The following is a 23,875-nucleotide window of genomic DNA, read 5'->3' on the forward strand; positions in this document are numbered from 1 at the left end:
ATAACATGGAGTTTTTCAAGAGAACGGCACTTGCCGCACTGGTTATGGGTTTCAGCGGCGCGGCGCTTGCACTGCCAAACATCACTATTTTAGCTACCGGCGGGACGATTGCCGGCGGTGGTGACTCCGCAACAAAATCTAACTACACGGCAGGCAAAGTCGGCGTAGAAAATTTGGTTGATGCCGTACCTCAGTTGAAAGATATCGCCGTTGTGAAAGGCGAGCAGGTGGTGAACATCGGCTCCCAGGATATGAATGATGAAGTCTGGCTAACGCTGGCGAAAAAGATTAATACCGAGTGTGATAAAACTGACGGCTTCGTGGTAACACATGGTACGGATACCATGGAAGAAACCGCCTATTTCCTCGATCTCACAGTCAAGTGCAACAAGCCGGTAGTGATGGTCGGCGCAATGCGTCCGTCTACGGGTATGAGCGCTGATGGCCCGTTCAACCTGTATAACGCCGTGGTAACCGCCGCAGACAAAGCCTCTGCCAACCGTGGTGTGCTGGTGGTGATGAACGACACCGTTATGGATGGTCGCGACGTGACCAAAACTAACACCACGGATGTCGCTACTTTCAAATCCGTTAACTATGGTCCGCTGGGTTATATCCATAACGGTAAAATCGACTACCAGCGTACGCCTGCGCGTAAGCACACCACATCCACGCCGTTCGATGTATCTAAGCTGACCGAGCTGCCGAAAGTTGGGATTGTTTACAACTACGCTAACGCCTCCGATCTGCCAGCCAAAGCATTGGTAGACGCGGGTTACGCCGGGATCGTCAGTGCGGGTGTAGGTAACGGTAACCTGTATAAAACTATTTTCGATACGCTGGCAACTGCCGCGCATAAAGGTACTGTTGTGGTGCGCTCATCCCGTGTACCAACGGGCGCCACCACCCAGGATGCTGAAGTTGATGATGCGAAATACGGATTTGTGGCTTCAGGCTCTCTGAACCCGCAAAAAGCGCGTGTTCTGCTGCAACTGGCTCTGACCCAAACCAAGGATCCTAAGCAGATCCAGGAAATGTTTAATCAGTATTAATGGCATAAAAAATGCCCCTACCGTAGCGTTGGGGCATTCTCCAGAAGCAGTTACTCTTCGTATTTACATCAACCCCAGCATCTGTGGAATAAACAGAGAGATCTGTGGAATGTATACGATCATCATGAGTGCGACCAGCAATGCGGCGTAAAACGGCAGCAGGGGTTTGATCAATTGCTGGATCTTCACGCCAGAAATCGAACAGCCTACAAACAATGCACTTCCTACCGGCGGTGTCAGCAGACCAATGCACAGGTTGGCGACCATCATGATGCCGAAATGTACCGGATCCATACCTAACTCTTGAGCGATTGGCAAGAAAATGGGGGTAAAGATCAGGACTGCCGGTGTCATATCCATAAAGATCCCAACAACCAGTAGTACAATATTGATTAACAGTAGGATGATCAGTGGATTATCGGAAATACCCATTAATGTGTCACTGATCATGTAGGGAATATCGGCATTGGTCATTGCCCAGGACATGCCGACAGAGAAGCCGATAAGTAACAGTACGATAGAGGTCATCACGACTGATTCCAGGATCAGCTTTGGTAAATCACGCCATTTTACTTCCCGGTAAATCAGCACCGAGAGAATGAAGGTGTAGACGACCGCAATCGCTGAGGCTTCTGTTGCGGTAAAGATCCCACCTAAAATACCCCCCATCACAATGATGACCAGTAACAGACTCGGTAGCGCATCCAGAAGTGCTTTTACTGCCTGTGCGCAGGTTGGCCTTTCCGACAGGGGATAACCACGGCGTTTGGCGATAATGGCGCATACCACCATGATCGAAAGCCCCATCAGGATCCCTGGTAAATAACCCGCCATAAACAACGAAGCAACTGAAACACCGCCAGCAGTAAGAGAAAACACAATTAACACATTTGATGGTGGAATTAACAGCCCGGTAATGCAGGAGGAAACGTTAACGGCTGTCGAAAAGGTTGGGTCGTATCCTTGCTTTGTCTGAATAGGATTAAGCGTACCGCCAACGGCTGCAGCAGCGGCAACGGCAGAGCCGGATATCGAACCAAACATCATGTTTGCCAGCACGTTGACATGACCAAGTGAGCCGGGAACTCGCCCAACCATCACCTGCGCCAGGTTAATTAGCCGGATGGCGATCCCACCGCTGTTCATCAGCGTACCTGCGAAAATGAAAAACGGGATCGCCAATAGGGCAAAATTATCTAATCCGTTTGCCAGACGTTGAGAGACAGTGATAACGGCAACATCCCAAGGAAACATCAGCAGCATTGAGGCTACAGTGGCGATACCGATGGAGAACGAAATAGGTACGCCAATGAACACCAGGACAAAGAAGCAGCCAAACAGGGTTAGTGCGATATAGCCTTCCATCAAATTACTCCCTGCGAAGATTGTTTCAGTTGCTGAATATTTTGGTGAATAAACCACAGGGCATAGAACATCATGACTGCGCCGCTGAGCGGCAGGATGATATACACGTAACCCATTGGAATTTGCATGGCCGCAGAAACTTGCACCGTTGCCAGCGTTTTATTAATCAGCTTGATACCGCCTGTAACGATGACTGAACCTGCAAAGCCAAAAATCAGCAGATTAATGAATAAGCTCAATAACGCCTGTTTACGTTTATTAATCGACATGAACAGTAGATCGATAGACAGGTGGCGCTGGGCGCCTACGGTATAGGCTGCACCTAATAATCCGACCCAGATCATTAAGAAGCGTGCCAGTTCGTCAGTTAAGGTGCTGGGCTGATTGAGCACGTAGCGGCTAAAAACTTGCCAGACTACGCACATGACCAGCGCAATCATTACGATGACCGAAAATGCGGCAATGACGCGGTCTACCGCAAGCTTAAGGCGGTTAAATATCATGGTGAGTTTCCTGGTGAAACAGGGCCAATCAATGGCCCAAGGGGTTATTGTTCTGCGTCCTCAAACTTCGCCAGCAGGGCTGCATGTTGCGGGTCTTTTTTGAAGTCATCAAACAGCGGTTGAACAGCGGCGCGGAAAGGGGCTTTATCAACTTTGATAATCTCGCCACCCATAGCTTTTGCTTGAGCGCGGGTATCAGCATCGATTTTATCCCACAACTTTTGTTGATAAGCCTCGGAATTTTTAGCCGCTTGACGAAGGATCAGTTGTTGCTCCGGGGCCAGCTTATTCCATGTTTTGGTTGAGATAACGAGAAAATCAGGAATAGAGGCGTGCTCATCTTCGGAGAAGACTTTAGCTATTTCGATATGACGTGTTTGCACCCACGATGGAACGTTATTCTCTGCGCCATCCACTACACCTTGTTGCATAGCGGTATAAACCTCACCGAAGGAAATGGGGGTCGGCGATCCGCCCATCAGTTCAACCATTTTAATGGTTGTGGGGCTGGGTTGAACGCGGACTTTCAGACCTTTCAGATCCTCTGGTTTGGTAATAGGTTTTTTGGCATAAAAACTACGCGTGCCGGCAACGTAAGCAGATAACGCAAAGAATCCCTTTTCTTTTGTGGATTCCATAATGTCTTTACCTACCTCACCAAATACAACGTTATTGAAATGGTTTTGATCTTTAAATAAGAAAGGTAAATTATAAATGGCATAAATATTATCAAATGACTCTAAATCACTGGCAGAACCTTTTGTCATATCCAACGCGCCATTTTGTAACAATTCCATCGTTTCTCGGGCATTACCCATTTGGCTACTGGGATATATACGTACAATCATTTTACCGTCGGAGAGTTGTTTTACCTCTTTGGCCATTTCTTCGAAAGCCTGGTGAACCACATGGCTACGTTCAAGGTTGTGTGCCAGTTTGAGAGTCACTTTTTCAGCAGCATTTGCGCCAGTGCTAAGTAGCGCCAACAAGGACGCACAGACTAGCGAGCGGGAAAAGGTTTTGATTTTCATAAGTAAGCTCCGTGCTTTAAGGTACAGTAATTGGTTGACATCTGATGATGGTTTACCTTTTTCTGTATGATAAATTAATATAGTTGTCAGACATCTATCCACTATATAGATCACATACCTTTTGCATGGCAGCAGTTTGATCTTATTTTGTGCGCTGTGTTCAATATATTTATGTTGGTGAAGAGGCTATTTAAAATGAATAAAATAATTAATATGGGTATTGTCAATAAATGACGTGCATTGCACTCGGTTTTTCCGAGTACAATATTTAGAGGAATTTGTAGAAGAAAATGCGCCGACAGGCGCACAGAGATTACTCCGCCAGAAACAGCTCCAGCAGAGAATTCAAAAATAGCTTACCGTGTTGGGTAATCTGCCAGTATTCATCGCATTCACTCAGATAGCCCTGGGCAATGGCCTCATCGATCTGTCGACGAATAACGTCTTCGGTAAGCCCGGTATATTGCGTGAACTCCGCGCGAGGCGCGGCTTCCAGCAGCCGGAAACGGTTCATAAAGAACTCAAACGGCTTATCGGTCTCGGCGACATCTCGCTGGCTTTCCAGATAACGTCCTTGCATGTATCCGCGCGGATGTCGCGTTTTGGTCGTGCGCAGGATGCGACCGTCAGGGAAAGTGACTTTGCCGTGCGCGCCGCAACCAATGCCTAAGTAGTCGCCAAAACGCCAGTAATTTAGGTTGTGCTGACACTGATAACCCGGTCTGGCGTAGGCTGAGGTTTCGTACTGCTGATACCCCGCGGCGGTCAGCAACTGGTGGCCTTGCTCAAAAATATCCCACAGCGCGTCGTCGTCCGGTAATACCGGTGGTCGGGACCCGAACAGCGTATTCGGCTCGATGGTCAACTGATACCAGGAAAGATGCGGCGGGTTGAGCGCGATGGCCTGCTGTAAATCGCCCAGCGCCTCTTCCAGCGTCTGATCCGGTAAACCGTGCATCAGGTCGAGGTTAAAGCTGCGTAGTCCCAGACCGCTCGCCAGGTGCGCTGCACGTTTGGCTTCTTCCGGCCCGTGAATACGTCCCAGACGTTCGAGTTTGGCGGAGCTAAAGCTCTGTACACCAATGGAGATACGGTTTACGCCAGCACGTTGATAATCCACAAAGCGATCGGCTTCCACCGTACCGGGATTCGCCTCCATCGTGATTTCTGCATCTGCGGCGAGATTCAGCCGTGCACGCACGCCGTCGAGCAGCGTTTGCATTGCCGGGCCAGAAAGCAGGCTCGGCGTACCACCACCGATAAAAATCGTCTTTACCTCGCGGCCCTGGGCGTGGGCCACCTCAGAATCCAGATCGCTCAGCAGATGCTGCACATAGTCGTCATGAGGAACTTCGCCTTTAAGCGCATGCGAGTTGAAGTCGCAGTACGGGCATTTCTGCACGCACCACGGGATGTGAATGTAAAGACTTAACGGCGGAAGCTTAACCATTACGCAGGGCATCCAGCAGCAGCTTCAGCGCTTGTCCGCGGTGAGAAATCGCACTCTTTTCTTCGCGGGTCAGTTCGGCGGCGGTTTTCCCTTCGGAGGGCACAAAGAAGATTGGGTCGTAGCCAAAACCACCGTTTCCGGCAGGTTCACGGGCAATAACGCCCGGCCAGCGTCCGTGGCAAACCACAGGTGTTGGATCGTCTGCATGGCGCATATACACCAGCACGCAGTGGAATTGTGCCTGGCGCTTGTCATCAGGAACATCCTGCAGGGTGTGGAGCAGTTTTTCCAGGTTCTGCTGATCGGTTGCATCTTCGCCGGAATAGCGGGCTGAATAGATGCCCGGCGCGCCGCCAAGGGCATTTACCGCCAGACCGGAGTCATCAGCAATGGCGGGTAAACCGGTAATTTGCGCGGCATGACGTGCCTTCAGAATGGCGTTCTCAATAAACGTCAGCCCGGTCTCTTCTGCAGAATCAACACCCAGATCCGTTTGGGCAACAACATCAAGACCGAAATCACTCAGAAGAGAGGCGAGTTCACGCACTTTACCGGCGTTGCCGGTCGCGAGGACAACTTTTTGCATGGGATACCTAATCAGTTAGCGCCGCAATTTCGGGCGGGATCTGTTGCGGATGAATGATTTTAACCTGTTTGTGACGACCAAGCTCGCCCTTCTCAATGACGACCTGGCTTTTTGCCACGCGGAACTGTTTACCGAGAAACTTCACCAGATGGCTATTGGCTTGCCCATCAACCGGTGGGGCGGTAATGGCGACTTTTAGTTCGTCGCCATGTAAACCTACAATACTGTCACGGCTGGCTTTAGGCTGAATGTAGAGCCGTAAAACCAGACCGTCATCGCAGGGGGTAACGGCACTCATAGCGCCATCCACAGCCCCGGCAGCAGCATGTTACCTGTCGCCTGTAATACTTCTGCGATGCCCATATTAATGACATACAGCAGCAGAACCAGGATCATTGGCGAGAAATCGATCCCGCCCATGCCTGGAAGTAAGCGACGAATAGGACGCAGCAGCGGATCCGCCAGTTGAATCAGCACGTACTCCACAGGGCTGCGGCCCTGGCTGACCCAACTCATAATCGCCATCACCAGCAGAACCCAGAAAATCAGCAGTCCGATAGTCTTCAGGACAATCAGCACGGCGGCGATCCAGATGATCGGCTGGAACGTAACCACCTTAAACAGCACGATGGCCTTGATAAAGCTCAGAACGAGCGCAACTAATGCCGATGCGCTGTCAATTGGCCCCATCGGGGGAATGATACGGCGTAACGGCCCAATAATGGGCTGAGTGATTTTCACAATAAACTGCGAGAACGGGTTGTAGAAATCGCAGCGAGACCATTGCATCCACACGCGCAGCAGCAGCGCCATGGTATACAGCTCAATTACCGTTGAGAGCAGGAAGGTCAACGTATTCATGGTGTTCCTTAGTTTTCCTTATTTTTTAGTGTAATCACGAGCACCAAAAATGGCAGTGCCGATGCGCACCATCGTGCTACCCGCCGCAATGGCGGCATCCATATCATCAGACATCCCCAGTGAGAGCGTGTCGATACTTGGGTAACGTGTTTTCAACCCGGCAAATGCTACCGCCATTTGCTGTGCAACTTCAAACTGCCTTACATAATCTGACTCTGGCGCCGGAATCGCCATCAGACCACGCAGGGTAATGCGTGGCAGCGCGGCGACCTCAGCGGCCAGTGCGTCAAGCTCTGCAAGCGGAATACCTGACTTACTGTTCTCATCGCTGATATTAATCTGAATCAATACATTGAGCGGCGGCAGTTCCGCAGGGCGCTGTTCGCTCAGACGGGCAGCGATACGCAGACGATCAATCGTATGGCACCAGTCAAAATGTTCAGCGACCAGACGACTTTTGTTCGACTGCAGCGGGCCGATAAAGTGCCACTGCAGATCGTTAACGCCTTTTTCCTGAAAGTAGCGGATCTTATCCACCCCTTCCTGGACATAGTTTTCACCGAAGGCACGCTGCCCTGCGGTCATGGCTTCTTCGATGGCGCTCGCAGGTTTGGTTTTGCTGACTGCAAGCAATATAACTTCTTCTGAAGACCGCCCGCAACGCGTCGCGGCGGCTGAGATTTTGTCCCGGACATGTGCCAGGTTATGCGCGATATCGTTCATTTTCCGAGGATGTTCATATGAATATGGAAGAAATAGTGGCCCTTAGTGTAAAGCATAACGTGTCGGATCTACACCTGTGCAATGCATGGCCTGCGCGCTGGCGCATAGGTGGAAAAGTCGAAATAGCACCATTTACTCCCCCTGACGTGGAGAATCTGCTGATGTGCTGGCTCAGTGAGCAACAACAGGTACAGTGGCGGGAACAGGGGCAGATTGATTTTGCCCTTACGCTGGTGGACTCCCGGCGTCTACGCGCCAGCGCATTTGCTCATCAACAGGGAACCTCGCTGGCGCTAAGATTGCTACCGCTTGAATGTCCTCGTTTAGACGATCTCCAGACCCCGGAGGCCATACCTGAACTGCTGCACGGTGAAAATGGATTAGTTCTGGTCACTGGAGCCACCGGCAGCGGTAAATCAACCACCCTGGCGGCGATGGTGGAGTACCTTAATCAACATATTGCGGGGCATATTCTGACTCTGGAAGATCCGATTGAATATCGCTACACCAGCCAGCGTTGTCTTATTCAACAGCGGGAGGTGGGCGTACACTGCGCTTCTTTTGCTGCCGGTTTGCGCGGCGCGTTACGCGAAGATCCCGACGTCATTTTGCTGGGCGAGCTGCGCGACGTGGAAACTATTCGTTTGGCCTTAACGGCAGCGGAGACCGGGCATCTGGTGTTGGCAACCTTACATACGCGAGGGGCGGCGCAGGCCATCGCGCGGCTGGTGGACACCTTTCCCGCTCAGGAGAAAGATCCGGTGCGTAACCAGCTGGCAGACAGCCTGCGGGCGGTACTTTCGCAAAAGTTGGAGGAAGATAAGCAGGGAGGACGCGTGGCGCTATTCGAACTGCTCGTCAACACTCCCGCCGTGGGCAATTTGATCCGCGAAGGGAAAACGCATCAGCTACCCGGTGTGATTCAAACCGGGCAGCAGACAGGTATGCAGACGTTTGCACAAAGTCAGCAGCAGCGCCAGGCGCAGGGGCGACTTTAGTAGCCCTGCTCGAAATAGCTTTCAAGGATAATAACGGCAGAAGCGGAATCTACTTTGCCTTTATTTAACGCCCGGTATCCGCCTTGCTCAAACAGGCCTGAGCGGGCTTCGACGGTGCTCAAACGTTCATCGTGCAGCGTTACGGTTACGCCAAAGCGACCGTGAATGCGGTTAGCGAATTTGCGCGCGCGCGCAGTAAGGGGTTGTTCGGTGCCATCCATGTTGAGCGGCAGGCCGACAATGATTTCGTCCGGCTGCCACTCTTTTAGCAGACGTTCAATCAAACTCCAGTCTGGCGTACCGTCCTGTGCTTTGATGGCGGGCAAGGGTCTCGCCGTACCGGTAATGCGTTGACCAACCGCGACGCCGATACTTTTCGTACCAAAATCAAAAGAGAGTAATGTTCCGCTCATCAGGCGTGTCCCGCCACGCCAGGCATGGTCTGAATATCAATCCCGATAAGCTTCGCCGCATCGCGCCAGCGGTCGGCAATCGGCGTTTTAAATAAGATGTTGAGGTCTGCGGGAGCAGTGAGCCAGGCGTTATCCAGTAGCTCTTGTTCCAGTTGACCTTTTTCCCATGATGAATAGCCCAGCGCAACCAGCACTTCAGATGGTTGCTCCTGTGTACCCAGGGTTTCAAGTACATCGCGGGAGGTGGTGATGATCGTGTTATCTGAAATGCGAATACTGGAGGCAAAGCGTGACGGCGGGGTGTGTAGAATAAATCCACGGTCTTCCGCCAGCGGGCCGCCGAGCATCACCGGTTTGTCCAGACGAATGGCAGGATCGCGTGCTTCTGGAGTAATCTTCAGCTTTTCCAGAATCCCTTCAATTTGTAAGTTTTCCAGAGGCTTATTGACGATAATCCCCATTGCTCCGTTCTCATTGTGTTCACAGATATACACCACGGAACGGCGGAAAATCGGATCCTGGAGAGCAGGCATGGCAATTAGAAAGTGATGCTGTAAATTCATTGTCAGAGGTTCTGTTTCCTGGTTCAAAAAAGCAACAGAGCCCAGTATGTGGGCAAAGCGCGAAGATGTCACCCTCTGAAGATAGCTTTGCCGGATGGCGGCTTCGCCTTATCCGGCCTACGGGGTGCGAATGTAGGCCGGATAAGACGCGAAGGCATCGCCATCCGGCAACTTATTTATTTCTGCAAACGTGCCTCGATGGCGTCCATCAGCATACCGGTAATCGAAACCGGGAACTCCGCTTCAATTTCACGAATACAGGTTGGGCTGGTGACGTTAATTTCCGTCAGACGGTCGCCAATGATATCCAGACCGACAAAAATCAAACCTTTTGCTTTCAGCGTTGGCCCAATGCGACGTGCAATTTCCCAGTCGCTGTCGGTTAATGGACGCGGCTCGCCACGACCGCCGGCTGCCAGGTTGCCACGGGTTTCGCCGCCTTGTGGAATACGCGCCAGGCAGTACGGAACGGGTTCGCCATCGACCACCAGCACGCGTTTATCGCCGTCTTTAATTGCCGGCAGATAGTTCTGCGCCATGCAATAACGGGTACCGTGCTCGGTCAGCGTTTCGGCAATGACGCCAAGGTTCGGATCGCCTTCCTTGACGCGGAAAATAGATGCGCCGCCCATGCCGTCCAGCGGTTTGAGAATGATGTCGCTGTGTTTTTGCCAGAAGGCTTTCAGCTGCGCTTTGTTACGCGTGACCAGCGTTTCCGGTGTCAGGTCGGCAAACCATGCGGTGAACAGCTTCTCGTTACAATCGCGCAGGCTCTGCGGTTTGTTGACGATTAGCGTCCCTTTCTCCTCTGCACGTTCCAGAATATAGGTTGCATAGATGAACTCGGTATCAAACGGCGGATCCTTACGCATCAGAATGACGTCCAGATCTGCCAGCGGGAGATCTTGCTCGCTATTGAACTCATACCATTTGTCGTAGTTCTGCTCTACGCTCAGGGTACGCGTACGGGCGCGGGCTTCACCGTTGATCAGATAGAGATCGGCCATTTCCATATAATGAATTTCGTAACCGCGACGTTGCGCTTCCAGCAGCATAGCGAAGCTGGAATCTTTCTTGATATTGATGCTTGCGATGGGATCCATCACGATGCCGAGCTTGATCATTGTTCTTCTCCGTTAGCCCAGATCGCCAAAACGCACCTGTAGCGCGGTGATGGCGGTGAGCGCAGTTGTCTCAGTACGCAGAACGCGAGGTCCTAACAGAATATCAGTAAACTGATACCGTGCGGTCATGGCAATTTCATCTGCCGACAGCCCACCTTCGGGGCCAATCAGCAAGCGGATGCGTTCCACCGGGAGCGGCAGCGTATTGATGCTGGCGCTGGCGCGGGGATGCAGGTTCAGTTTCAGACCTTCATCCTGTTCGGCGCACCACGCTTCCAGATCCATCGCCGGGCGAATTTCAGGCACCCGATTACGACCGCACTGTTCGCAGGCGGCAATGGCGATTTTCTGCCACTGCTGAAGCTTCTTGTTAAGGCGTTCGCTGTCCAGTTTAACGCCGCAGCGCTCAGAAAAAAGTGGCGTAATGAGGCTTACACCCAGTTCAATCGATTTTTGGATAGTAAATTCCATTTTTTCACCCCGCGACATCACCTGGCCCAGGTGGATGTGTAGCGGCGATTCTCGATCGTCGAGTTCAGCGTTAAGCACCTTCACGTCCACGCTTTTCTTACTGGCGTGGGTGATTTCGGCGTCGAATACCTGATTGCTGCCATCAAACAGCTGTAGCGCCTGGCCTGGTCCCATACGCAGCACGCGGCCGATATGGTTGGCTGCATCTTCACACAGTGAAATTTGGCTGCCGGAAGTGAGTGGCTCAGGGTGATAAATGCGAGGAATGCGCATAGTTAAACATCCGCGTCATGGCCCTGGGCTGCAAAAGGCCAGGGCATGGTTAAAAAATATTGCTGCTAGTGTAGGTTAGCTCTTTTGCGCCTGGCAAGCGTGTTGCACATAGGGGTTATGGTTCCCCTGAACCTTCGCAATGCGTTCGTCGCGCTCACACTCCCAATCGGTGACCGGATACTGCTTATTCCAGGCATTAAAAAGCTGAGTTTGCTGGCGGGAGAGCGTCAGGTTGTATTGGTCGCGCATGTAAAAATAGGTACGCGCGATGGCGCCACGGGCGCGGGCTGGTGGCTCGGCAACTTTCTCTTTGAAGTCAACCTTCATGGTGCATTGTCCATATTGGCCTTCGCCACCGTTCCACTGGCTGTACATAAAGTTTGCGCGATCGCCATTGACCTCACCCACCGCGGGCTGCAGGTTATGCATATCGCTTTCCATTTTGCGATAGACCGGATCTTTAGCGCAGTTTTTACGCCCTCCGTCCTGCCAGCACTGGCGCTGATGACCAAATTGCCAGGCGGGGACAACGTGTTCCCATTCAATTCGACTGGCGCGGTTTTCATTTTTTCGCACTTTATAGCCGCAGGATTCGAGGTCAACGACCCCTTTTTTTCCTTGCCAGTTAATTTTACATCCGCAATAGAAATCGCCTGGCGCATCGGCGTTAACTTTAACGCCTGCTGCTTTTGCCTGAGAAAAACTGTTGATGCCTTCGGCTAAAACCGAGCCTGAAAACGCAGCGGCTAACAGGGCCGCAGCAAAAGAAAGATTACGGTACATCACGAACTCCGTGTCAAAACGAGCCCGCAACGTAGCGAAAGTCATTCCTGTATGCAATCAGTTAGATCAGAAAAGTTCCTGATAATTCTGAAGATTATTCTGCAACCAGCGGTTCACCGCAGTGAACGCAGCGGTAGGTGGCTTCGCCGCGTACAACGCGGTTATGGCGGCGGACGGTCAGTTGGTGTTCCTGACACTTACAGCGGTATGTAAAGGTCTTACGCTGCACGGATTGCAGCTCAAACTGATGCGTGCGCCGGGCCGGTACGCCCAGCACGCTCTCCATCATCCATTTCCACTCTTTCCCGTGCGGCGGTACGCGGCCAAAGTGTTTCCACACCAGTAGATGCGCCAGTTCATGGGGCACCACTTCGTTAACGAACGCGTCAACATTCTCCATCAGCAAAACTGGATTAAGACGAATTTCGTAGGTTTGTAGCCACGCGGTACCCGCGGCGGTTCCGCGCTGTTGGTAAACCAGCTTTGGTTCCGGGTATTGGCGTTCGAGCTTGAGATTGGCCTGAGCGAGTTTTTCCCGCAGGCTGCGCATAACGGCTTGCTGGATGGCGATCGGGAGACGGGAGGTTTTCATAACGCCAGAGGATAGTGCGACAGGGAAGGGACTGCAAGAGGAAGGCTCCCTCCCACGGGGGAGGAAGCCTAACGAGATTAGTCGTGTGCGCCAATTTCGCGCAGTTTACGACCTTTCATCAGGTTACGTTCAATGTGTTCCAGAGAGACGTTTTTAGTTTCAGGGATCAGCCACAGGGTCAGGAAGATGAACAGTACGTTCAGGCCACCGTAGACCCAGAAGGTGTTGGCGCTGCCCAGCGAGTTCAGCATCGTCAGGAAGGTTGCGCCGACAATCATGTTGGCAATCCAGTTAGTTGCGGTAGAGCAGGTGATGCCGAAATCGCGACCTTTCAGCGGCTGGATTTCAGAGCACAGTACCCAAATCAGCGGACCGGCGCTCATCGCAAAGCCAACGATAAACATTAGCAGCATCAGGACAGCGAAGTATTGTGCGGCTGGCGAGTGAATACCCACGTGCATCATTGTACCCAGCACGCCCATACCGACGGCCATGACGATAAAGCCGAGGATCAGCGTAGGTTTTCGGCCCCAGCGGTCAACCAGGCCAATGGCGATAAAGGTTGCCAGCACGTTGGTCAGACCGACAATAACGGTCCCCCACATCTGTTCGGTGGTGTTGGTGTAACCCGCCAGCTCAAAGATTTTTGGCGCGTAATACATAATGACGTTCATCCCGGTGAACTGCTGCATCACCTGTAACAGGACGCCGAGGAAAACCGCGCGGCGGAAGTTGCTGTTTTCTTTAAACAGCGCCCAGCCGCTCTGCTTCACTTGCAGGCTTTCACGAATTTCATCCAGCTCGCGTTTGGCTTCAGCGCTGGTGTCACGCAGACGCAACAGAACGCGTTCGGCATCGACAAAACGACGTTTAGCCGCAAACCAACGCGGGCTGTCCGGCAGGAAGATGACGCCAACCAGCAGTAACAGGGCAGGGATGATGATCACGCCCAGCATCCAGCGCCATGCGCCGCTGTAGCTAAATGCCGTATCGGAAAGATACGCACCTAAAATACCGATAGTGATCATTAACTGATACATAGAAATCATGCTGCCGCGAATTTTTTCCGGGGCGATTTCGGACAAGTACAACGGTGCGGTATAAGACGCAACGCCGACTGCCAGGCCGAGCAGCACGCGGGAAACCAGCAGCACTTCAACGTTTGGCGCTGCGGCGGAGAACAGCGAACCGGCAACAAACAGGATTGCGCCGATCATCAGGCTTTTTTTACGCCCCAGCTTGAAGGAGAGCCAACCACTGCCGACGGCGCCCACTGCCGCACCAAACATCATGGAACTCACCACCCATTCCTGAGTGTGTGGGGTAATTTGGAACTCGTCGGTGATGAATGGTAAAGCACCGGCAATAACACCGATATCCAGGCCAAAAAGTAATCCAGCCAGGGCTGCCAGGAAGCAGACAAAAAATGTCATGGCTTTGTTGGAATGCCCCGTTTTTTTATTGTCAGGCATGATGCCCTCCGTTGGGTAGCTAGTTTTGTTGATGTTAAGGGTAGGTGAGTACGGGGTAAAAAAATGCGAATCACATCACATTAGTGTAATCGGTTACACTGGCATTCATGTGGATTATTGTTTAATGAGTTGAAAGTTAACATTATTTATTATTATAGAATAAAGTTGATTGGCTGATTTTAAGACAATGCTGAAATATGATGTAACAGTGATGCAATGCTGGTAACGAAGAGATGTGAATTCAAGGTGGATAGAAATACCGTGCTATGTAATCGCTTTCATTTGTTATTGAAGCAAATGAAATTAGCGTGGTTATAGCGATGGGGGATGGGAGAGCAAATGACATAAAAAAAGACCAGCACGAGGCTGGTCTTCATAAGCATTGAGCCGTCGGGGAATTACTTCAGACCGGCAGCTTCACGCAGCAGGGCGGCTTTGTCGGTTTTTTCCCATGGGAAATGTTCGCGACCAAAGTGACCGTAAGCGGCGGTTTCTTTGTAAATCGGGTGCAGCAGATCCAGCATCTGAATCAGGCCATACGGGCGCAGGTCGAAGAACTCACGCACCAGCAGGGTCAGCTGTTCTGAAGGCACTTTTTCAGTACCGAACGTTTCCACCATGATAGAGGTCGGTTCAGCCACGCCGATTGCGTAGGAAACCTGAATCTCACAACGGTCAGCCAGGCCAGCGGCAACGATGTTTTTCGCTACGTAGCGGGCTGCATAAGCTGCGGAACGGTCAACTTTAGACGGATCCTTACCAGAGAATGCGCCGCCGCCGTGACGGGCCATGCCGCCGTAGGTATCAACGATGATTTTACGACCCGTCAGACCGCAGTCACCCATTGGACCGCCGATAACGAAACGACCGGTTGGGTTGATGAAGAACTTGGTTGAAGCTGTCAGCCATTCAGTCGGCAGTACCGGCTTGATGATCTCTTCCATAACGGCTTCTTGCAGCGATTTCTGATCGATATCTTCAGAGTGCTGAGTCGACAGAACAACCGCATCAATACCGACGATTTTACCGTCGTCATACTGGAAGGTTACCTGGCTTTTTGCATCCGGTCGCAGCCAGGATAAGGTGCCGTTTTTACGCACTTCAGCCTGACGCTGCACCAGACGGTGAGCATAGGTAATCGGGGCTGGCATCAGCACGTCGGTTTCGTTGGTTGCATAACCAAACATCAGACCCTGGTCGCCTGCGCCCTGTTCCAGCGGATCCGCACGGTCAACACCCTGGTTGATGTCCGGAGACTGTTTACCAATCGCGCTCAGTACCGCACAAGAGTTGGCATCAAAGCCCATGTCGGAATGCACATAGCCAATTTCGCGAACCGTGTTACGGGTGATCTCTTCGATATCAACCCATGCGCTGGTGGTGATCTCACCGCCAACTAAAACCATGCCGGTTTTGACGTAGGTTTCGCAGGCAACGCGTGCTTTCGGATCCTGCTCCAGGATTGCATCCAGCACGGCATCAGAGATTTGGTCAGCGATTTTGTCAGGATGCCCTTCTGATACGGACTCGGACGTAAAAAGGTGTTTTGCCATATTTAATTTCACCTAAGGAGAATGTAGTTAGCTCAAACTGTCGAGTGGAATAGCCATGTGTAGAAGATTCTACCATGAGTCTGCAGATGACGGACACTGGCAGTCTGAGTGTTAATCGGTATAGATGGATTAACATCTGGACGGCTATTTTAAGTCGGTTCTGCGCCTGATTTCCAGCTTTTTTTGATTGAGCTCGCATTGTATTGAAAATGTAACTGGAAATTTTTCCTGACGGTGCTGGCAATGCGCGTATTTATCTTTTGCTTTTTCGTACTGTTGTCGGTATAAAACGCGGCGCGCGGCTCATATCCGTCATACTTCAAGTTGCATGTGCGTTGGCAATACTCGGCCCAGTCACTTACTCCTGTAAGCGCCCGGGGATTCACTGCGTTGCCGCCTTCCCGCAACTCGATTTATTGAGGATAGACAAAAAAGCACACGACGTTTTCATCGTGTTGCCACTTCCAGCCGGGTTAAAACTTTAGCTTTGGCTTGTGGGTTCGTTCCGTCAGGAGCAACCGTGGAGGTGATACGAGATAATGAACCGTTGTATTCTGCTGAATCTGTCGCACCGTTCTGGTGTACATATGTCCCCCGCAATCTGCATCTTGCATACCTGCCGATGTTATACCCATCTCGGCGCTTCTCAGGACTCCAGGGCCGGCAACGGTCACTAAGAACTGAACAAGGGCGCTCTTGGTAAACAAGAGTTTTCTCGTGGTTTCGCCGAACCGTCAGCATTAAGTTCGGTTACGTGTTTACATTGATATGAAAAAGAAACCGGTCGCACAGTCGGAGCGTCAGCACTATCTGCTGGAAATTCTGCCTGTATTTGGGTTGTTATCGCGTCTTCGGATTGCGATAGTAGTCAACTGTTTTACACTTGTTAATAAAATTTGAGGTTCGCTATGTCTGACGACATTTCTTTGGGTTCGCCTTCGTCAGCAGGCGAACACGGTGTACTACGCTCCATGCAGGAGGTTGCAATGAGTTCCCAGGAAGCCAGCAAGATGCTGCGTACTTACAATATTGCCTGGTGGGGTAATAACTACTATGACGTCAATGAACTGGGCCACATCAGCGTGTGCCCGGATCCCGACGTACCAGAAGCGCGCGTTGACCTTGCTGAGTTGGTGAAAGCCCGTGAAGCGCAGGGCCAGCGTTTGCCTGCATTGTTCTGCTTCCCGCAGATCCTGCAACACCGTCTGCGTTCGATTAACGCCGCGTTTAAGCGCGCCCGTGAGTCTTACGGCTACAACGGTGACTATTTCCTCGTTTACCCGATCAAGGTTAACCAGCACCGTCGCGTGATTGAATCGCTGATCCACTCCGGCGAACCGCTGGGGCTGGAAGCCGGTTCTAAAGCTGAACTGATGGCCGTTCTGGCTCATGCCGGAATGACCCGCAGCGTGATCGTGTGTAACGGCTATAAAGACCGCGAATACATCCGCCTGGCGCTAATTGGCGAAAAGATGGGCCATAAGATCTATCTGGTCATCGAGAAGATGTCTGAAATCGCTATCGTGCTGGATGAAGCTGAACGACTGAATGTTGTTCCGCGTCTGGGCGTGCGTGCGCGTCTGGCGTCGCAGGGTTCCGGCAAATGGCAGTCCTCCGGCGGAGAGAAATCGAAATTTGGCCTGGCGGCAAACCAGGTGCTGCAACTGGTAGAAATGCTGCGCGAGCGCGGTCGTCTGGACAGTATTCAGTTGCTGCACTTCCACCTCGGCTCACAGATGGCGAACATTCGTGATATTGCCACCGGCGTACGTGAGTCGGCGCGTTTCTACGTTGAGCTGCACAAGCTTGGCGTAAATATCCAGTGCTTCGACGTGGGCGGTGGCCTGGGCGTGGACTACGAAGGTACCCGTTCGCAGTCTGACTGCTCCGTAAACTACGGCCTGAACGAATACGCGAACAACATCATCTGGGCCATTGGCGACGCCTGTGAAGAGCACGGTCTGCCGCACCCGACGGTAATTACCGAATCCGGTCGCGCTGTTACCGCGCATCATACCGTGCTGGTGTCTAATATTATCGGCGTTGAGCGTAGCGAGCATACCGAAGCAACGCCTCCGGCTGACGATGCGCCGCGTGCCCTGCAAAGCATGTGGGAAACCTGGCAAGAGATGCATGAGCCGGGAACCCGTCGTTCGCTGCGTGAATGGCTGCACGACAGCCAAATGGATCTGCACGATATTCACGTTGGGTACTCTTCAGGCACCTTTAGCCTGCAGGAACGCGCGTGGGCAGAACAGCTCTATCTGAACATGTGTCACGATGTGCAAAAACAACTCGACCCGAGCAACCGCGCGCACCGTCCGATTATCGACGAGTTGCAGGAGCGTATGGCGGATAAGATTTACGTCAACTTCTCGCTGTTCCAGTCGATGCCGGATGCGTGGGGGATCGATCAGCTGTTCCCGGTGATGCCGCTGGAAGGGCTGAACAAAGCTCCTGAGCGCCGTGCGGTTCTGCTGGATATCACCTGTGACTCTGATGGCGCTATCGACCACTATGTTGATGGTGACGGCATTGCGACCACCATGCCGATGCCGGAATACGACCCGGAGAACCCGCCGATGCTGGGCTTCTTTATGGTGGGTGCGTACCAGGAGATCCTTGGCAACATGCACAACCTGTTCGGTGATACCGAAGCGGTTGACGTGTTCGTCTTTCCTGACGGCAGCGTGGAAGTTGAGCTATCTGATGAAGGGGATACCGTGGCGGATATGCTGCAATACGTGCAGTTGGATCCGAACACCCTGCTAACTCAGTTCCGTGACCAGGTGAAAAACACCGATCTGGATACCGAGTTGCAGCAGCAGTTCCTCGAAGAGTTTGAGGCAGGACTGTACGGATATACCTATCTCGAAGACGAGTAATTAAGATATATCTGCTTGAGAGCCGGCTTATTTATATAAACCGGCTCTTTTTTTATTAATGAAATCTGAAATATGGTGGCAACTCTTTCTTTTATCTTTTTAGAACTCTACTGTTGCCGATGTAATAACTCGGAAACAGAAAAGGAATCGAGATGAAGGGATTTAAGTGGAACGTGTTTTTTGCCGTAATTTTTTTACTTGCTGGTGGCTGTTCCGTGCCCGCATATTATAGCAGTGCACCTTCGCCAGGCGTGGGAACGGCCTGGGGCGGCGACGTGCACTCAACGGTAACGGGCGTATCTGTAGAACGTGCGGAGCGCGACCCTGCCGAAGTCATATTAATAAATTATTCTGCAAAGTATTCGACGGGTTACGATAGAGTATACAGCATACGCATTAGTGATTTGGAATATGCTGTTCGCGATGCTAATTTTAATTCTATCCCTATTACCCGTCTTTACAACTCTTCTGTTGGGCAATGGCAATATAGTCTTCCAGCCAGGGTGGGGACAAATTATCAATTGTATGTGCGCAATCACAGTCGAGATACGAACTATGAAATCGTCGCGACTGTAGATGGGCTTGATGTACTTAACGGCAAACCTGGTTCGCTGAATAACAGCGGTTATATTGTTAATGCGGGAGATTCGCTGGCAATCAAAGGGTTCCGAAAAGATAAGTATACTGAAGCCGAATTTCGGTTTTCTGATGCTTCAAACTCCTACGCCGCTAACTCTGCGCAGGGTGACAAGCGCAACATCGGAGTGATTGGTTTCGCCGCATTTGCTTTGCAGGGCCTGGTCGTAAAAACGCTCCCGCCTTGCTCCGCGCAGGCATTCCCGGCGGACAGTAATGGTTATGCCCCGCCGCCATGTCGTCAATAAACGCGCTGCTTGAAGCGGGGAAGTTTTAAGGCGATAATTACACAAAATCTGTTTTAAAAAATCTAACCCTTCCTCGTCGGGCCTAACGACGCGGAAGGGTTTTTTTATACCGACGAATATGAGGTTTTTGCCATGAGCACCTTAGGTCATCAATACGACAACTCCCTGGTTTCTAACGCCTTTGGTTTTTTGCGTCTGCCGATGAACTTCATGCCGTATGACAGCGACGCCGATTGGGTGATCACCGGCGTACCGTTTGATATGGCAACGTCTGGCCGCGCGGGCGGTCGTCATGGTCCGGCTGCGATCCGTCAGGTTTCCACTAACCTGGCGTGGGAACACAATCGCTTCCCGTGGGACTTCGATATGCGCGAGCGCCTGAACGTGGTGGACTGCGGCGATCTGGTTTATGCGTTCGGTGATGCCCGTGAAATGAGTGAAAAACTGCAGGCGCATGCTGAGAAGTTGCTTTCTGCCGGTAAGCGCATGCTCTCTTTCGGCGGTGACCACTTCGTCACGCTGCCGCTCCTGCGCGCGCATGCTAAACACTTTGGTAAAATGGCGCTGGTACACTTTGATGCCCACACCGACACCTACGCTAACGGCTGTGAATTCGACCACGGTACCATGTTCTACACTGCGCCGAACGAAGGTCTGATCGATCCGAATCACTCTGTGCAGATCGGTATTCGTACAGAGTTCGACAAAGATAACGGCTTTACCGTGCTGGATGCTTGCCAGGTGAACGATCGCGGCGTAGATGACATCATCGCCCAGGTTAAGCAGATTGTTGGTGATATGCCGGTGTATCTGACCTTTGATATCGACTGCCTCGATCCGGCGTTTGCTCCAGGAACCGGTACGCCCGTGATTGGCGGTCTGACTTCCGATCGCGCGATCAAGCTGGTACGTGGTCTGAAAGATCTGAATATCGTCGGGATGGATGTGGTGGAAGTGGCTCCGGCCTACGATCAGTCAGAGATCACCGCGCTGGCGGCGGCTACGCTGGCACTGGAAATGCTGTATATCCAGGCGGCGAAGAAAGGCGAATAACGGGTTTCGGACTATTTTGCCGGATGTCGCTGACGCTAGTCCGGCCTACATTATTGCTGAATTTGTAGGCCAGATAAGGCGTTCACGCCGCCATCCGGCACTGTTCGAGGATTATTTTATCCCGTCTGCGCTCATGCGATCGCGAATGTGTTGCGCACGTTCTGCAGATGCCGGGTGATCGTCAAACATTGAGCTTTGGCGTCCTGCTTCCAGTTTAGCCAGTTTCTCAAAGCTGGTAGCCAGTCCTGCCGGATTGATCCCACGTTTGCGCAACAAATCATACGAGTAATCATCCGCTTCGGATTCCTGACGCTGGGAGAACTGCGAGTTCACCAGTTTCTCGCCAAGATCGCCCAATTGCGACTGCGACAGGCTGCCGACAATGCCGCCAGCGGAAGCCGCTGCTGCACGTACGGCGTTAGTGCCCAGCGCGACCTGCATGCCTTTTTTCACATGACCCAGCGCGACGTGGCCCATTTCGTGGCCGATCACCGCTTCGACTTCGTTATCGGTCATCATGTCCATCAGGCCGCTGTACACGCGGATACAACCGTTCGCCATGGCAAAGGCATTCACATCTTTCGCCATATAGACTTTGTAGTTCACCGGCTGGCCATTAATGTTGTCGCCAAGCGCGGCGGCGATTTTGCCAAGACGCGTTGCATACTCGCTGCTGGCAGGGGCGATAGTAGCCTTGCTGTCCATATCTTTACAGGCCTGATCGCTCAGCGCTTTTACCTGAGTATCGCTCAGACTATAGGCCTGAAAAGCCTCTGCGCCAGAAGAAAGCAGTCCGTTTGAGTCCATGTTCTGGCAGCCGGTCAATGCCGCCGCCATGCTCGTAGCAAGCAGTAAAGCGCGAATTTTCATTTTTTCTCTTCCGCACAAAGTCAGGATTTTTCTAAAAAATGCGTCGTTTGCAGGTAAACCGACGCTCGGCCTTAGTATAAAGAAAAGAACATTCAGCGGGCGAGAAGATTGCGCAACTTGCGCGCATGATCCAGAGATTTCTGAAGCGGTAAAAGGATGCTCCATGTACATGACACGCGGCTTGGGTTACATTGTTGGCACTTTTTTCCGGCGTAGCCCAAAACGCGCTGTCGTCAAGTCGTTAAGGGCTCAGCCTTCATTATCCGATCTGGAGTCAAAATGTCCTCACGTAAAGAGCTTGCCAATGCTATTCGTGCGCTGAGCATGGACGCAGTACAGAAAGCCAAATCCGGTCACCCGGGTGCCCCGATGGGTATGGCTGACATTGCCGAAGTCCTGTGGCGTGATTTCCTGAACCACAACCCGACTAACCCGTCCTGGGCTGACCGTGACCGCTTCGTGCTGTCCAACGGCCACGGCTCCATGCTGATTTACAGCCTGCTGCACCTCACCGGCTACGATCTGCCGATGTCCGAGCTGCAGAACTTCCGTCAGCTGCATTCCAAAACGCCGGGTCACCCGGAAGTGGGTTACACCGCGGGTGTTGAAACCACTACCGGTCCTCTGGGGCAGGGCATTGCGAATGCTGTGGGTATGGCTATCGCCGAAAAAACGCTGGCGGCGCAGTTTAACCGTCCTGGTCACGACATCGTTGACCATTTCACCTATGCTTTCATGGGCGACGGCTGCATGATGGAAGGTATCTCTCACGAGGTATGTTCCCTGGCCGGTACGCTGAAGCTGGGTAAACTGGTAGCGTTCTACGATGACAACGGCATCTCTATCGATGGCCACGTTGAAGGCTGGTTCACCGATGATACCGCTAAGCGTTTCGAAGCTTACGGCTGGCACGTGGTTCGTGGCGTTGATGGTCACGATGCTGACGCGATTAAGCGCGCAGTTGAAGAAGCTCGCGCTGTGACCGACAAACCGTCCCTGCTGATGTGCAAAACCATCATCGGTTTCGGTTCCCCGAATAAAGCCGGTACCCACGACTCTCATGGTGCGCCGCTGGGTGATGCAGAAATCGCACTGACCCGCGAACAGCTGGGCTGGAAATACGCGCCGTTTGAGATTCCGTCTGAAATCTACGCGCAGTGGGATGCGAAAGAAGCAGGCCAGGCAAAAGAAGCAGCATGGAACGAGAAGTTCGCTGCTTATGCGAAAGCCTTCCCGCAGGAAGCCGCTGAATTCACCCGTCGTATGAAAGGTGAAATGCCGTCTGACTTCGACGCAAAAGCGAACGAGTTCATCGCTAAGCTGCAGGCTAACCCGGCGAAAATCGCCAGCCGTAAAGCGTCTCAGAACGCGATTGAAGCGTTTGGTCCTCTGTTGCCTGAATTCCTCGGCGGCTCCGCTGACCTGGCACCAAGTAACCTGACTCTGTGGTCTGGTTCTAAAGCTATCAACGAAGATACTGCCGGTAACTACATCCATTACGGTGTACGTGAATTCGGTATGACCGCTATCGCTAACGGTATCTCCCTGCACGGTGGCTTCCTGCCGTATACCTCCACCTTCCTGATGTTTGTGGAATATGCCCGTAACGCGGTGCGTATGGCTGCGCTGATGAAACAGCGTCAGGTGATGGTCTATACCCACGACTCCATCGGTCTGGGCGAAGATGGCCCGACTCACCAGCCGGTAGAGCAGGTAGCTTCGCTACGTGTGACCCCGAACATGAGCACCTGGCGTCCGTGTGACCAGGTTGAATCTGCCGTTGCATGGAAATACGGTGTAGAGCGTCAGGACGGTCCAACCGCGCTGATCCTCTCCCGCCAGAACCTGGCACAGCAGGAACGTACCGAAGAGCAACTGGCGAACATCGCGCGCGGTGGTTACGTGCTGAAAGATTGCGCCGGTCAGCCGGAACTGATCTTCATCGCTACCGGTTCTGAAGTTGAGCTGGCTGTGGCTGCCTGGGACAAACTGACCGCTGAAGGCGTTAAAGCGCGCGTTGTTTCCATGCCGTCTACCGACGCGTTCGACAAACAGGATGCCGCTTATCGCGAGTCTGTACTGCCGAAAGCTGTTTCCGCACGTGTTGCAGTGGAAGCGGGTATCGCAGACTACTGGTTCAAATACGTGGGCCTGAACGGCGCTATCGTTGGTATGACTACCTTTGGTGAGTCTGCACCGGCTGAGCTGCTGTTTGAAGAGTTTGGCTTCACTGTCGACAACGTTGTCGCGAAAGCAAAAGAACTGCTGTAATTTTGATTACAGGTGAAAACGGGTCGCTTATGCGGCCCGTTTTTTTAAAGTAATTAAATTTATTTGGTCGTGTGCAACCCGAAAATGTAGATTTGCATC

At 52.2% G+C, this 23,875-nt stretch carries 25 protein-coding genes; 8 read left to right on the forward strand and 17 right to left on the reverse strand.

Annotated elements, in window-relative coordinates:
• Window positions 1-5 precede the first annotated feature (5 nt).
• A complete protein-coding gene (gene ansB, locus OGV93_RS21905; RefSeq protein ID WP_101700216.1) occupies window positions 6-1,052 on the forward strand; it encodes an L-asparaginase 2 in 1,047 nt (348 codons plus the stop codon).
• Between the two features lie 63 nt (window positions 1,053-1,115).
• Here ansB and OGV93_RS21910 read toward each other — a convergent pair whose 3' ends face one another.
• The 8 genes from OGV93_RS21910 to OGV93_RS21945 all read right to left on the reverse strand — a co-directional run bounded on the left by OGV93_RS21910 (window position 1,116) and on the right by OGV93_RS21945 (window position 7,571).
• Window positions 1,116-2,417 carry a TRAP transporter large permease gene (locus OGV93_RS21910; protein WP_016157446.1) on the reverse strand — a complete coding sequence of 434 codons (1,302 nt, stop codon included), beginning with the start codon at window positions 2,415-2,417 and terminating at the stop codon, window positions 1,116-1,118.
• Entirely contained in the window at window positions 2,417-2,920 is a 504-nt protein-coding gene (locus tag OGV93_RS21915; protein ID WP_016157445.1) for a TRAP transporter small permease, read from the reverse strand. Before OGV93_RS21915 ends, OGV93_RS21910 begins: the two co-directional genes overlap by 1 nt.
• A gap of 44 nt (window positions 2,921-2,964) precedes the next feature.
• Entirely contained in the window at window positions 2,965-3,951 is a 987-nt protein-coding gene (locus tag OGV93_RS21920) for a TRAP transporter substrate-binding protein (protein WP_065554318.1), read from the reverse strand.
• Between the two features lie 313 nt (window positions 3,952-4,264).
• Complete coding sequence (hemW, locus tag OGV93_RS21925) at window positions 4,265-5,401, reverse strand: radical SAM family heme chaperone HemW (protein WP_200079816.1); 1,137 nt, start codon at window positions 5,399-5,401, stop codon at window positions 4,265-4,267.
• Window positions 5,394-5,987, reverse strand: coding sequence for an XTP/dITP diphosphatase (locus OGV93_RS21930; protein WP_016154402.1), 594 nt, complete (start codon window positions 5,985-5,987; stop codon window positions 5,394-5,396). The genes hemW and OGV93_RS21930 overlap by 8 nt, the downstream gene beginning before the upstream one ends.
• A gap of 7 nt (window positions 5,988-5,994) precedes the next feature.
• Window positions 5,995-6,285 (reverse strand): DUF167 family protein YggU, encoded by a 291-nt coding sequence (gene yggU / locus OGV93_RS21935; protein ID WP_005123286.1) that lies wholly within the window; start codon window positions 6,283-6,285, stop codon window positions 5,995-5,997.
• A complete protein-coding gene (locus tag OGV93_RS21940) occupies window positions 6,282-6,848 on the reverse strand; it encodes a YggT family protein (RefSeq protein WP_016154401.1) in 567 nt (188 codons plus the stop codon). The genes yggU and OGV93_RS21940 overlap by 4 nt, the downstream gene beginning before the upstream one ends.
• 18 nt (window positions 6,849-6,866) lie before the next feature.
• Window positions 6,867-7,571 carry a YggS family pyridoxal phosphate-dependent enzyme gene (locus OGV93_RS21945; protein WP_101700213.1) on the reverse strand — a complete coding sequence of 235 codons (705 nt, stop codon included), beginning with the start codon at window positions 7,569-7,571 and terminating at the stop codon, window positions 6,867-6,869.
• Between the two features lie 17 nt (window positions 7,572-7,588).
• Here OGV93_RS21945 and OGV93_RS21950 point away from each other — a divergent pair, with 17 nt between their 5' ends.
• Complete coding sequence (locus OGV93_RS21950) at window positions 7,589-8,569, forward strand: type IV pilus twitching motility protein PilT (protein ID WP_101700212.1); 981 nt, start codon at window positions 7,589-7,591, stop codon at window positions 8,567-8,569.
• On the opposite strand, the gene ruvX is transcribed toward OGV93_RS21950, so the two are convergent.
• From ruvX to metK, 8 genes are all read right to left on the reverse strand, one after another.
• A complete protein-coding gene (ruvX, locus tag OGV93_RS21955; protein ID WP_003825428.1) occupies window positions 8,566-8,982 on the reverse strand; it encodes a Holliday junction resolvase RuvX in 417 nt (138 codons plus the stop codon). The two genes, OGV93_RS21950 and ruvX, sit on opposite strands and share 4 nt — an antisense overlap.
• On the reverse strand, window positions 8,982-9,545 hold the full coding sequence (locus tag OGV93_RS21960) for a YqgE/AlgH family protein (protein ID WP_016154395.1): 564 nt from the start codon (window positions 9,543-9,545) through the stop codon (window positions 8,982-8,984). The genes ruvX and OGV93_RS21960 overlap by 1 nt, the downstream gene beginning before the upstream one ends.
• A 176-nt stretch (window positions 9,546-9,721) precedes the next feature.
• Complete coding sequence (gene gshB, locus OGV93_RS21965; protein WP_016154394.1) at window positions 9,722-10,669, reverse strand: glutathione synthase; 948 nt, start codon at window positions 10,667-10,669, stop codon at window positions 9,722-9,724.
• Between the two features lie 12 nt (window positions 10,670-10,681).
• On the reverse strand, window positions 10,682-11,413 hold the full coding sequence (gene rsmE, locus OGV93_RS21970; protein ID WP_016154393.1) for a 16S rRNA (uracil(1498)-N(3))-methyltransferase: 732 nt from the start codon (window positions 11,411-11,413) through the stop codon (window positions 10,682-10,684).
• 75 nt (window positions 11,414-11,488) lie between these two features.
• Entirely contained in the window at window positions 11,489-12,196 is a 708-nt protein-coding gene (gene endA, locus OGV93_RS21975; RefSeq protein WP_019077649.1) for a deoxyribonuclease I, read from the reverse strand.
• A gap of 94 nt (window positions 12,197-12,290) precedes the next feature.
• The gene (locus OGV93_RS21980; RefSeq protein WP_016157438.1) at window positions 12,291-12,788 is read right to left on the reverse strand and encodes a SprT family zinc-dependent metalloprotease; all 498 of its coding nucleotides are present in this window, start codon (window positions 12,786-12,788) and stop codon (window positions 12,291-12,293) included.
• Between the two features lie 77 nt (window positions 12,789-12,865).
• Window positions 12,866-14,260, reverse strand: coding sequence for a galactose/proton symporter (gene galP / locus OGV93_RS21985; protein WP_016154390.1), 1,395 nt, complete (start codon window positions 14,258-14,260; stop codon window positions 12,866-12,868).
• A gap of 398 nt (window positions 14,261-14,658) precedes the next feature.
• Window positions 14,659-15,813 carry a methionine adenosyltransferase gene (gene metK, locus OGV93_RS21990; protein WP_003027071.1) on the reverse strand — a complete coding sequence of 385 codons (1,155 nt, stop codon included), beginning with the start codon at window positions 15,811-15,813 and terminating at the stop codon, window positions 14,659-14,661.
• Window positions 15,814-16,352: 539 nt separating this feature from the next.
• Between metK and yqgG the strand changes: the two genes are divergently transcribed.
• From yqgG to speB, 5 genes are all read left to right on the forward strand, one after another.
• Window positions 16,353-16,490, forward strand: coding sequence for a small protein YqgG (gene yqgG, locus OGV93_RS21995; protein WP_269149342.1), 138 nt, complete (start codon window positions 16,353-16,355; stop codon window positions 16,488-16,490).
• 91 nt (window positions 16,491-16,581) lie between these two features.
• The gene (gene yqgB / locus OGV93_RS22000; protein WP_049041971.1) at window positions 16,582-16,713 is read left to right on the forward strand and encodes an acid stress response protein YqgB; all 132 of its coding nucleotides are present in this window, start codon (window positions 16,582-16,584) and stop codon (window positions 16,711-16,713) included.
• An 8-nt stretch (window positions 16,714-16,721) separates the two neighbouring features.
• A complete protein-coding gene (gene speA / locus OGV93_RS22005; RefSeq protein ID WP_016154389.1) occupies window positions 16,722-18,698 on the forward strand; it encodes a biosynthetic arginine decarboxylase in 1,977 nt (658 codons plus the stop codon).
• Between the two features lie 152 nt (window positions 18,699-18,850).
• Entirely contained in the window at window positions 18,851-19,582 is a 732-nt protein-coding gene (locus tag OGV93_RS22010; RefSeq protein WP_101700209.1) for a hypothetical protein, read from the forward strand.
• A gap of 132 nt (window positions 19,583-19,714) precedes the next feature.
• Window positions 19,715-20,635, forward strand: a complete 921-nt coding sequence (gene speB, locus OGV93_RS22015) for an agmatinase (RefSeq protein WP_016154388.1) — start codon at window positions 19,715-19,717, stop codon at window positions 20,633-20,635.
• Between the two features lie 111 nt (window positions 20,636-20,746).
• Here the strand turns inward: speB and loiP are convergent, their stop codons facing one another.
• On the reverse strand, window positions 20,747-21,505 hold the full coding sequence (loiP, locus tag OGV93_RS22020; protein WP_016154387.1) for a metalloprotease LoiP: 759 nt from the start codon (window positions 21,503-21,505) through the stop codon (window positions 20,747-20,749).
• Window positions 21,506-21,784: 279 nt separating this feature from the next.
• Between loiP and tkt the strand changes: the two genes are divergently transcribed.
• A complete protein-coding gene (gene tkt / locus OGV93_RS22025; RefSeq protein ID WP_016154386.1) occupies window positions 21,785-23,776 on the forward strand; it encodes a transketolase in 1,992 nt (663 codons plus the stop codon).
• Window positions 23,777-23,875 lie beyond the last annotated feature (99 nt).

This window comes from Citrobacter sp. Cb031 (assembly GCF_030336725.1).
GTDB lineage: Bacteria > Pseudomonadota > Gammaproteobacteria > Enterobacterales > Enterobacteriaceae > Citrobacter > Citrobacter braakii.

What these genes read in the sequence shown, in the direction of transcription:
- ansB (WP_101700216.1), top strand. Translation starts at nt 6, where the DNA reads ATGGAGTTTTTCAAGAGAACGGCACTTGCCGCACTGGTTATGGGTTTC.
- OGV93_RS21910 (WP_016157446.1), bottom strand. Translation starts at nt 2,417, where the DNA reads ATGGAAGGCTATATCGCACTAACCCTGTTTGGCTGCTTCTTTGTCCTG.
- OGV93_RS21915 (WP_016157445.1), bottom strand. Translation starts at nt 2,920, where the DNA reads ATGATATTTAACCGCCTTAAGCTTGCGGTAGACCGCGTCATTGCCGCA.
- OGV93_RS21920 (WP_065554318.1), bottom strand. Translation starts at nt 3,951, where the DNA reads ATGAAAATCAAAACCTTTTCCCGCTCGCTAGTCTGTGCGTCCTTGTTG.
- hemW (WP_200079816.1), bottom strand. Translation starts at nt 5,401, where the DNA reads ATGGTTAAGCTTCCGCCGTTAAGTCTTTACATTCACATCCCGTGGTGC.
- OGV93_RS21930 (WP_016154402.1), bottom strand. Translation starts at nt 5,987, where the DNA reads ATGCAAAAAGTTGTCCTCGCGACCGGCAACGCCGGTAAAGTGCGTGAA.
- yggU (WP_005123286.1), bottom strand. Translation starts at nt 6,285, where the DNA reads ATGAGTGCCGTTACCCCCTGCGATGACGGTCTGGTTTTACGGCTCTAC.
- OGV93_RS21940 (WP_016154401.1), bottom strand. Translation starts at nt 6,848, where the DNA reads ATGAATACGTTGACCTTCCTGCTCTCAACGGTAATTGAGCTGTATACC.
- OGV93_RS21945 (WP_101700213.1), bottom strand. Translation starts at nt 7,571, where the DNA reads ATGAACGATATCGCGCATAACCTGGCACATGTCCGGGACAAAATCTCA.
- OGV93_RS21950 (WP_101700212.1), top strand. Translation starts at nt 7,589, where the DNA reads ATGAATATGGAAGAAATAGTGGCCCTTAGTGTAAAGCATAACGTGTCG.
- ruvX (WP_003825428.1), bottom strand. Translation starts at nt 8,982, where the DNA reads ATGAGCGGAACATTACTCTCTTTTGATTTTGGTACGAAAAGTATCGGC.
- OGV93_RS21960 (WP_016154395.1), bottom strand. Translation starts at nt 9,545, where the DNA reads ATGAATTTACAGCATCACTTTCTAATTGCCATGCCTGCTCTCCAGGAT.
- gshB (WP_016154394.1), bottom strand. Translation starts at nt 10,669, where the DNA reads ATGATCAAGCTCGGCATCGTGATGGATCCCATCGCAAGCATCAATATC.
- rsmE (WP_016154393.1), bottom strand. Translation starts at nt 11,413, where the DNA reads ATGCGCATTCCTCGCATTTATCACCCTGAGCCACTCACTTCCGGCAGC.
- endA (WP_019077649.1), bottom strand. Translation starts at nt 12,196, where the DNA reads ATGTACCGTAATCTTTCTTTTGCTGCGGCCCTGTTAGCCGCTGCGTTT.
- OGV93_RS21980 (WP_016157438.1), bottom strand. Translation starts at nt 12,788, where the DNA reads ATGAAAACCTCCCGTCTCCCGATCGCCATCCAGCAAGCCGTTATGCGC.
- galP (WP_016154390.1), bottom strand. Translation starts at nt 14,260, where the DNA reads ATGCCTGACAATAAAAAAACGGGGCATTCCAACAAAGCCATGACATTT.
- metK (WP_003027071.1), bottom strand. Translation starts at nt 15,813, where the DNA reads ATGGCAAAACACCTTTTTACGTCCGAGTCCGTATCAGAAGGGCATCCT.
- yqgG (WP_269149342.1), top strand. Translation starts at nt 16,353, where the DNA reads ATGAACCGTTGTATTCTGCTGAATCTGTCGCACCGTTCTGGTGTACAT.
- yqgB (WP_049041971.1), top strand. Translation starts at nt 16,582, where the DNA reads ATGAAAAAGAAACCGGTCGCACAGTCGGAGCGTCAGCACTATCTGCTG.
- speA (WP_016154389.1), top strand. Translation starts at nt 16,722, where the DNA reads ATGTCTGACGACATTTCTTTGGGTTCGCCTTCGTCAGCAGGCGAACAC.
- OGV93_RS22010 (WP_101700209.1), top strand. Translation starts at nt 18,851, where the DNA reads ATGAAGGGATTTAAGTGGAACGTGTTTTTTGCCGTAATTTTTTTACTT.
- speB (WP_016154388.1), top strand. Translation starts at nt 19,715, where the DNA reads ATGAGCACCTTAGGTCATCAATACGACAACTCCCTGGTTTCTAACGCC.
- loiP (WP_016154387.1), bottom strand. Translation starts at nt 21,505, where the DNA reads ATGAAAATTCGCGCTTTACTGCTTGCTACGAGCATGGCGGCGGCATTG.
- tkt (WP_016154386.1), top strand. Translation starts at nt 21,785, where the DNA reads ATGTCCTCACGTAAAGAGCTTGCCAATGCTATTCGTGCGCTGAGCATG.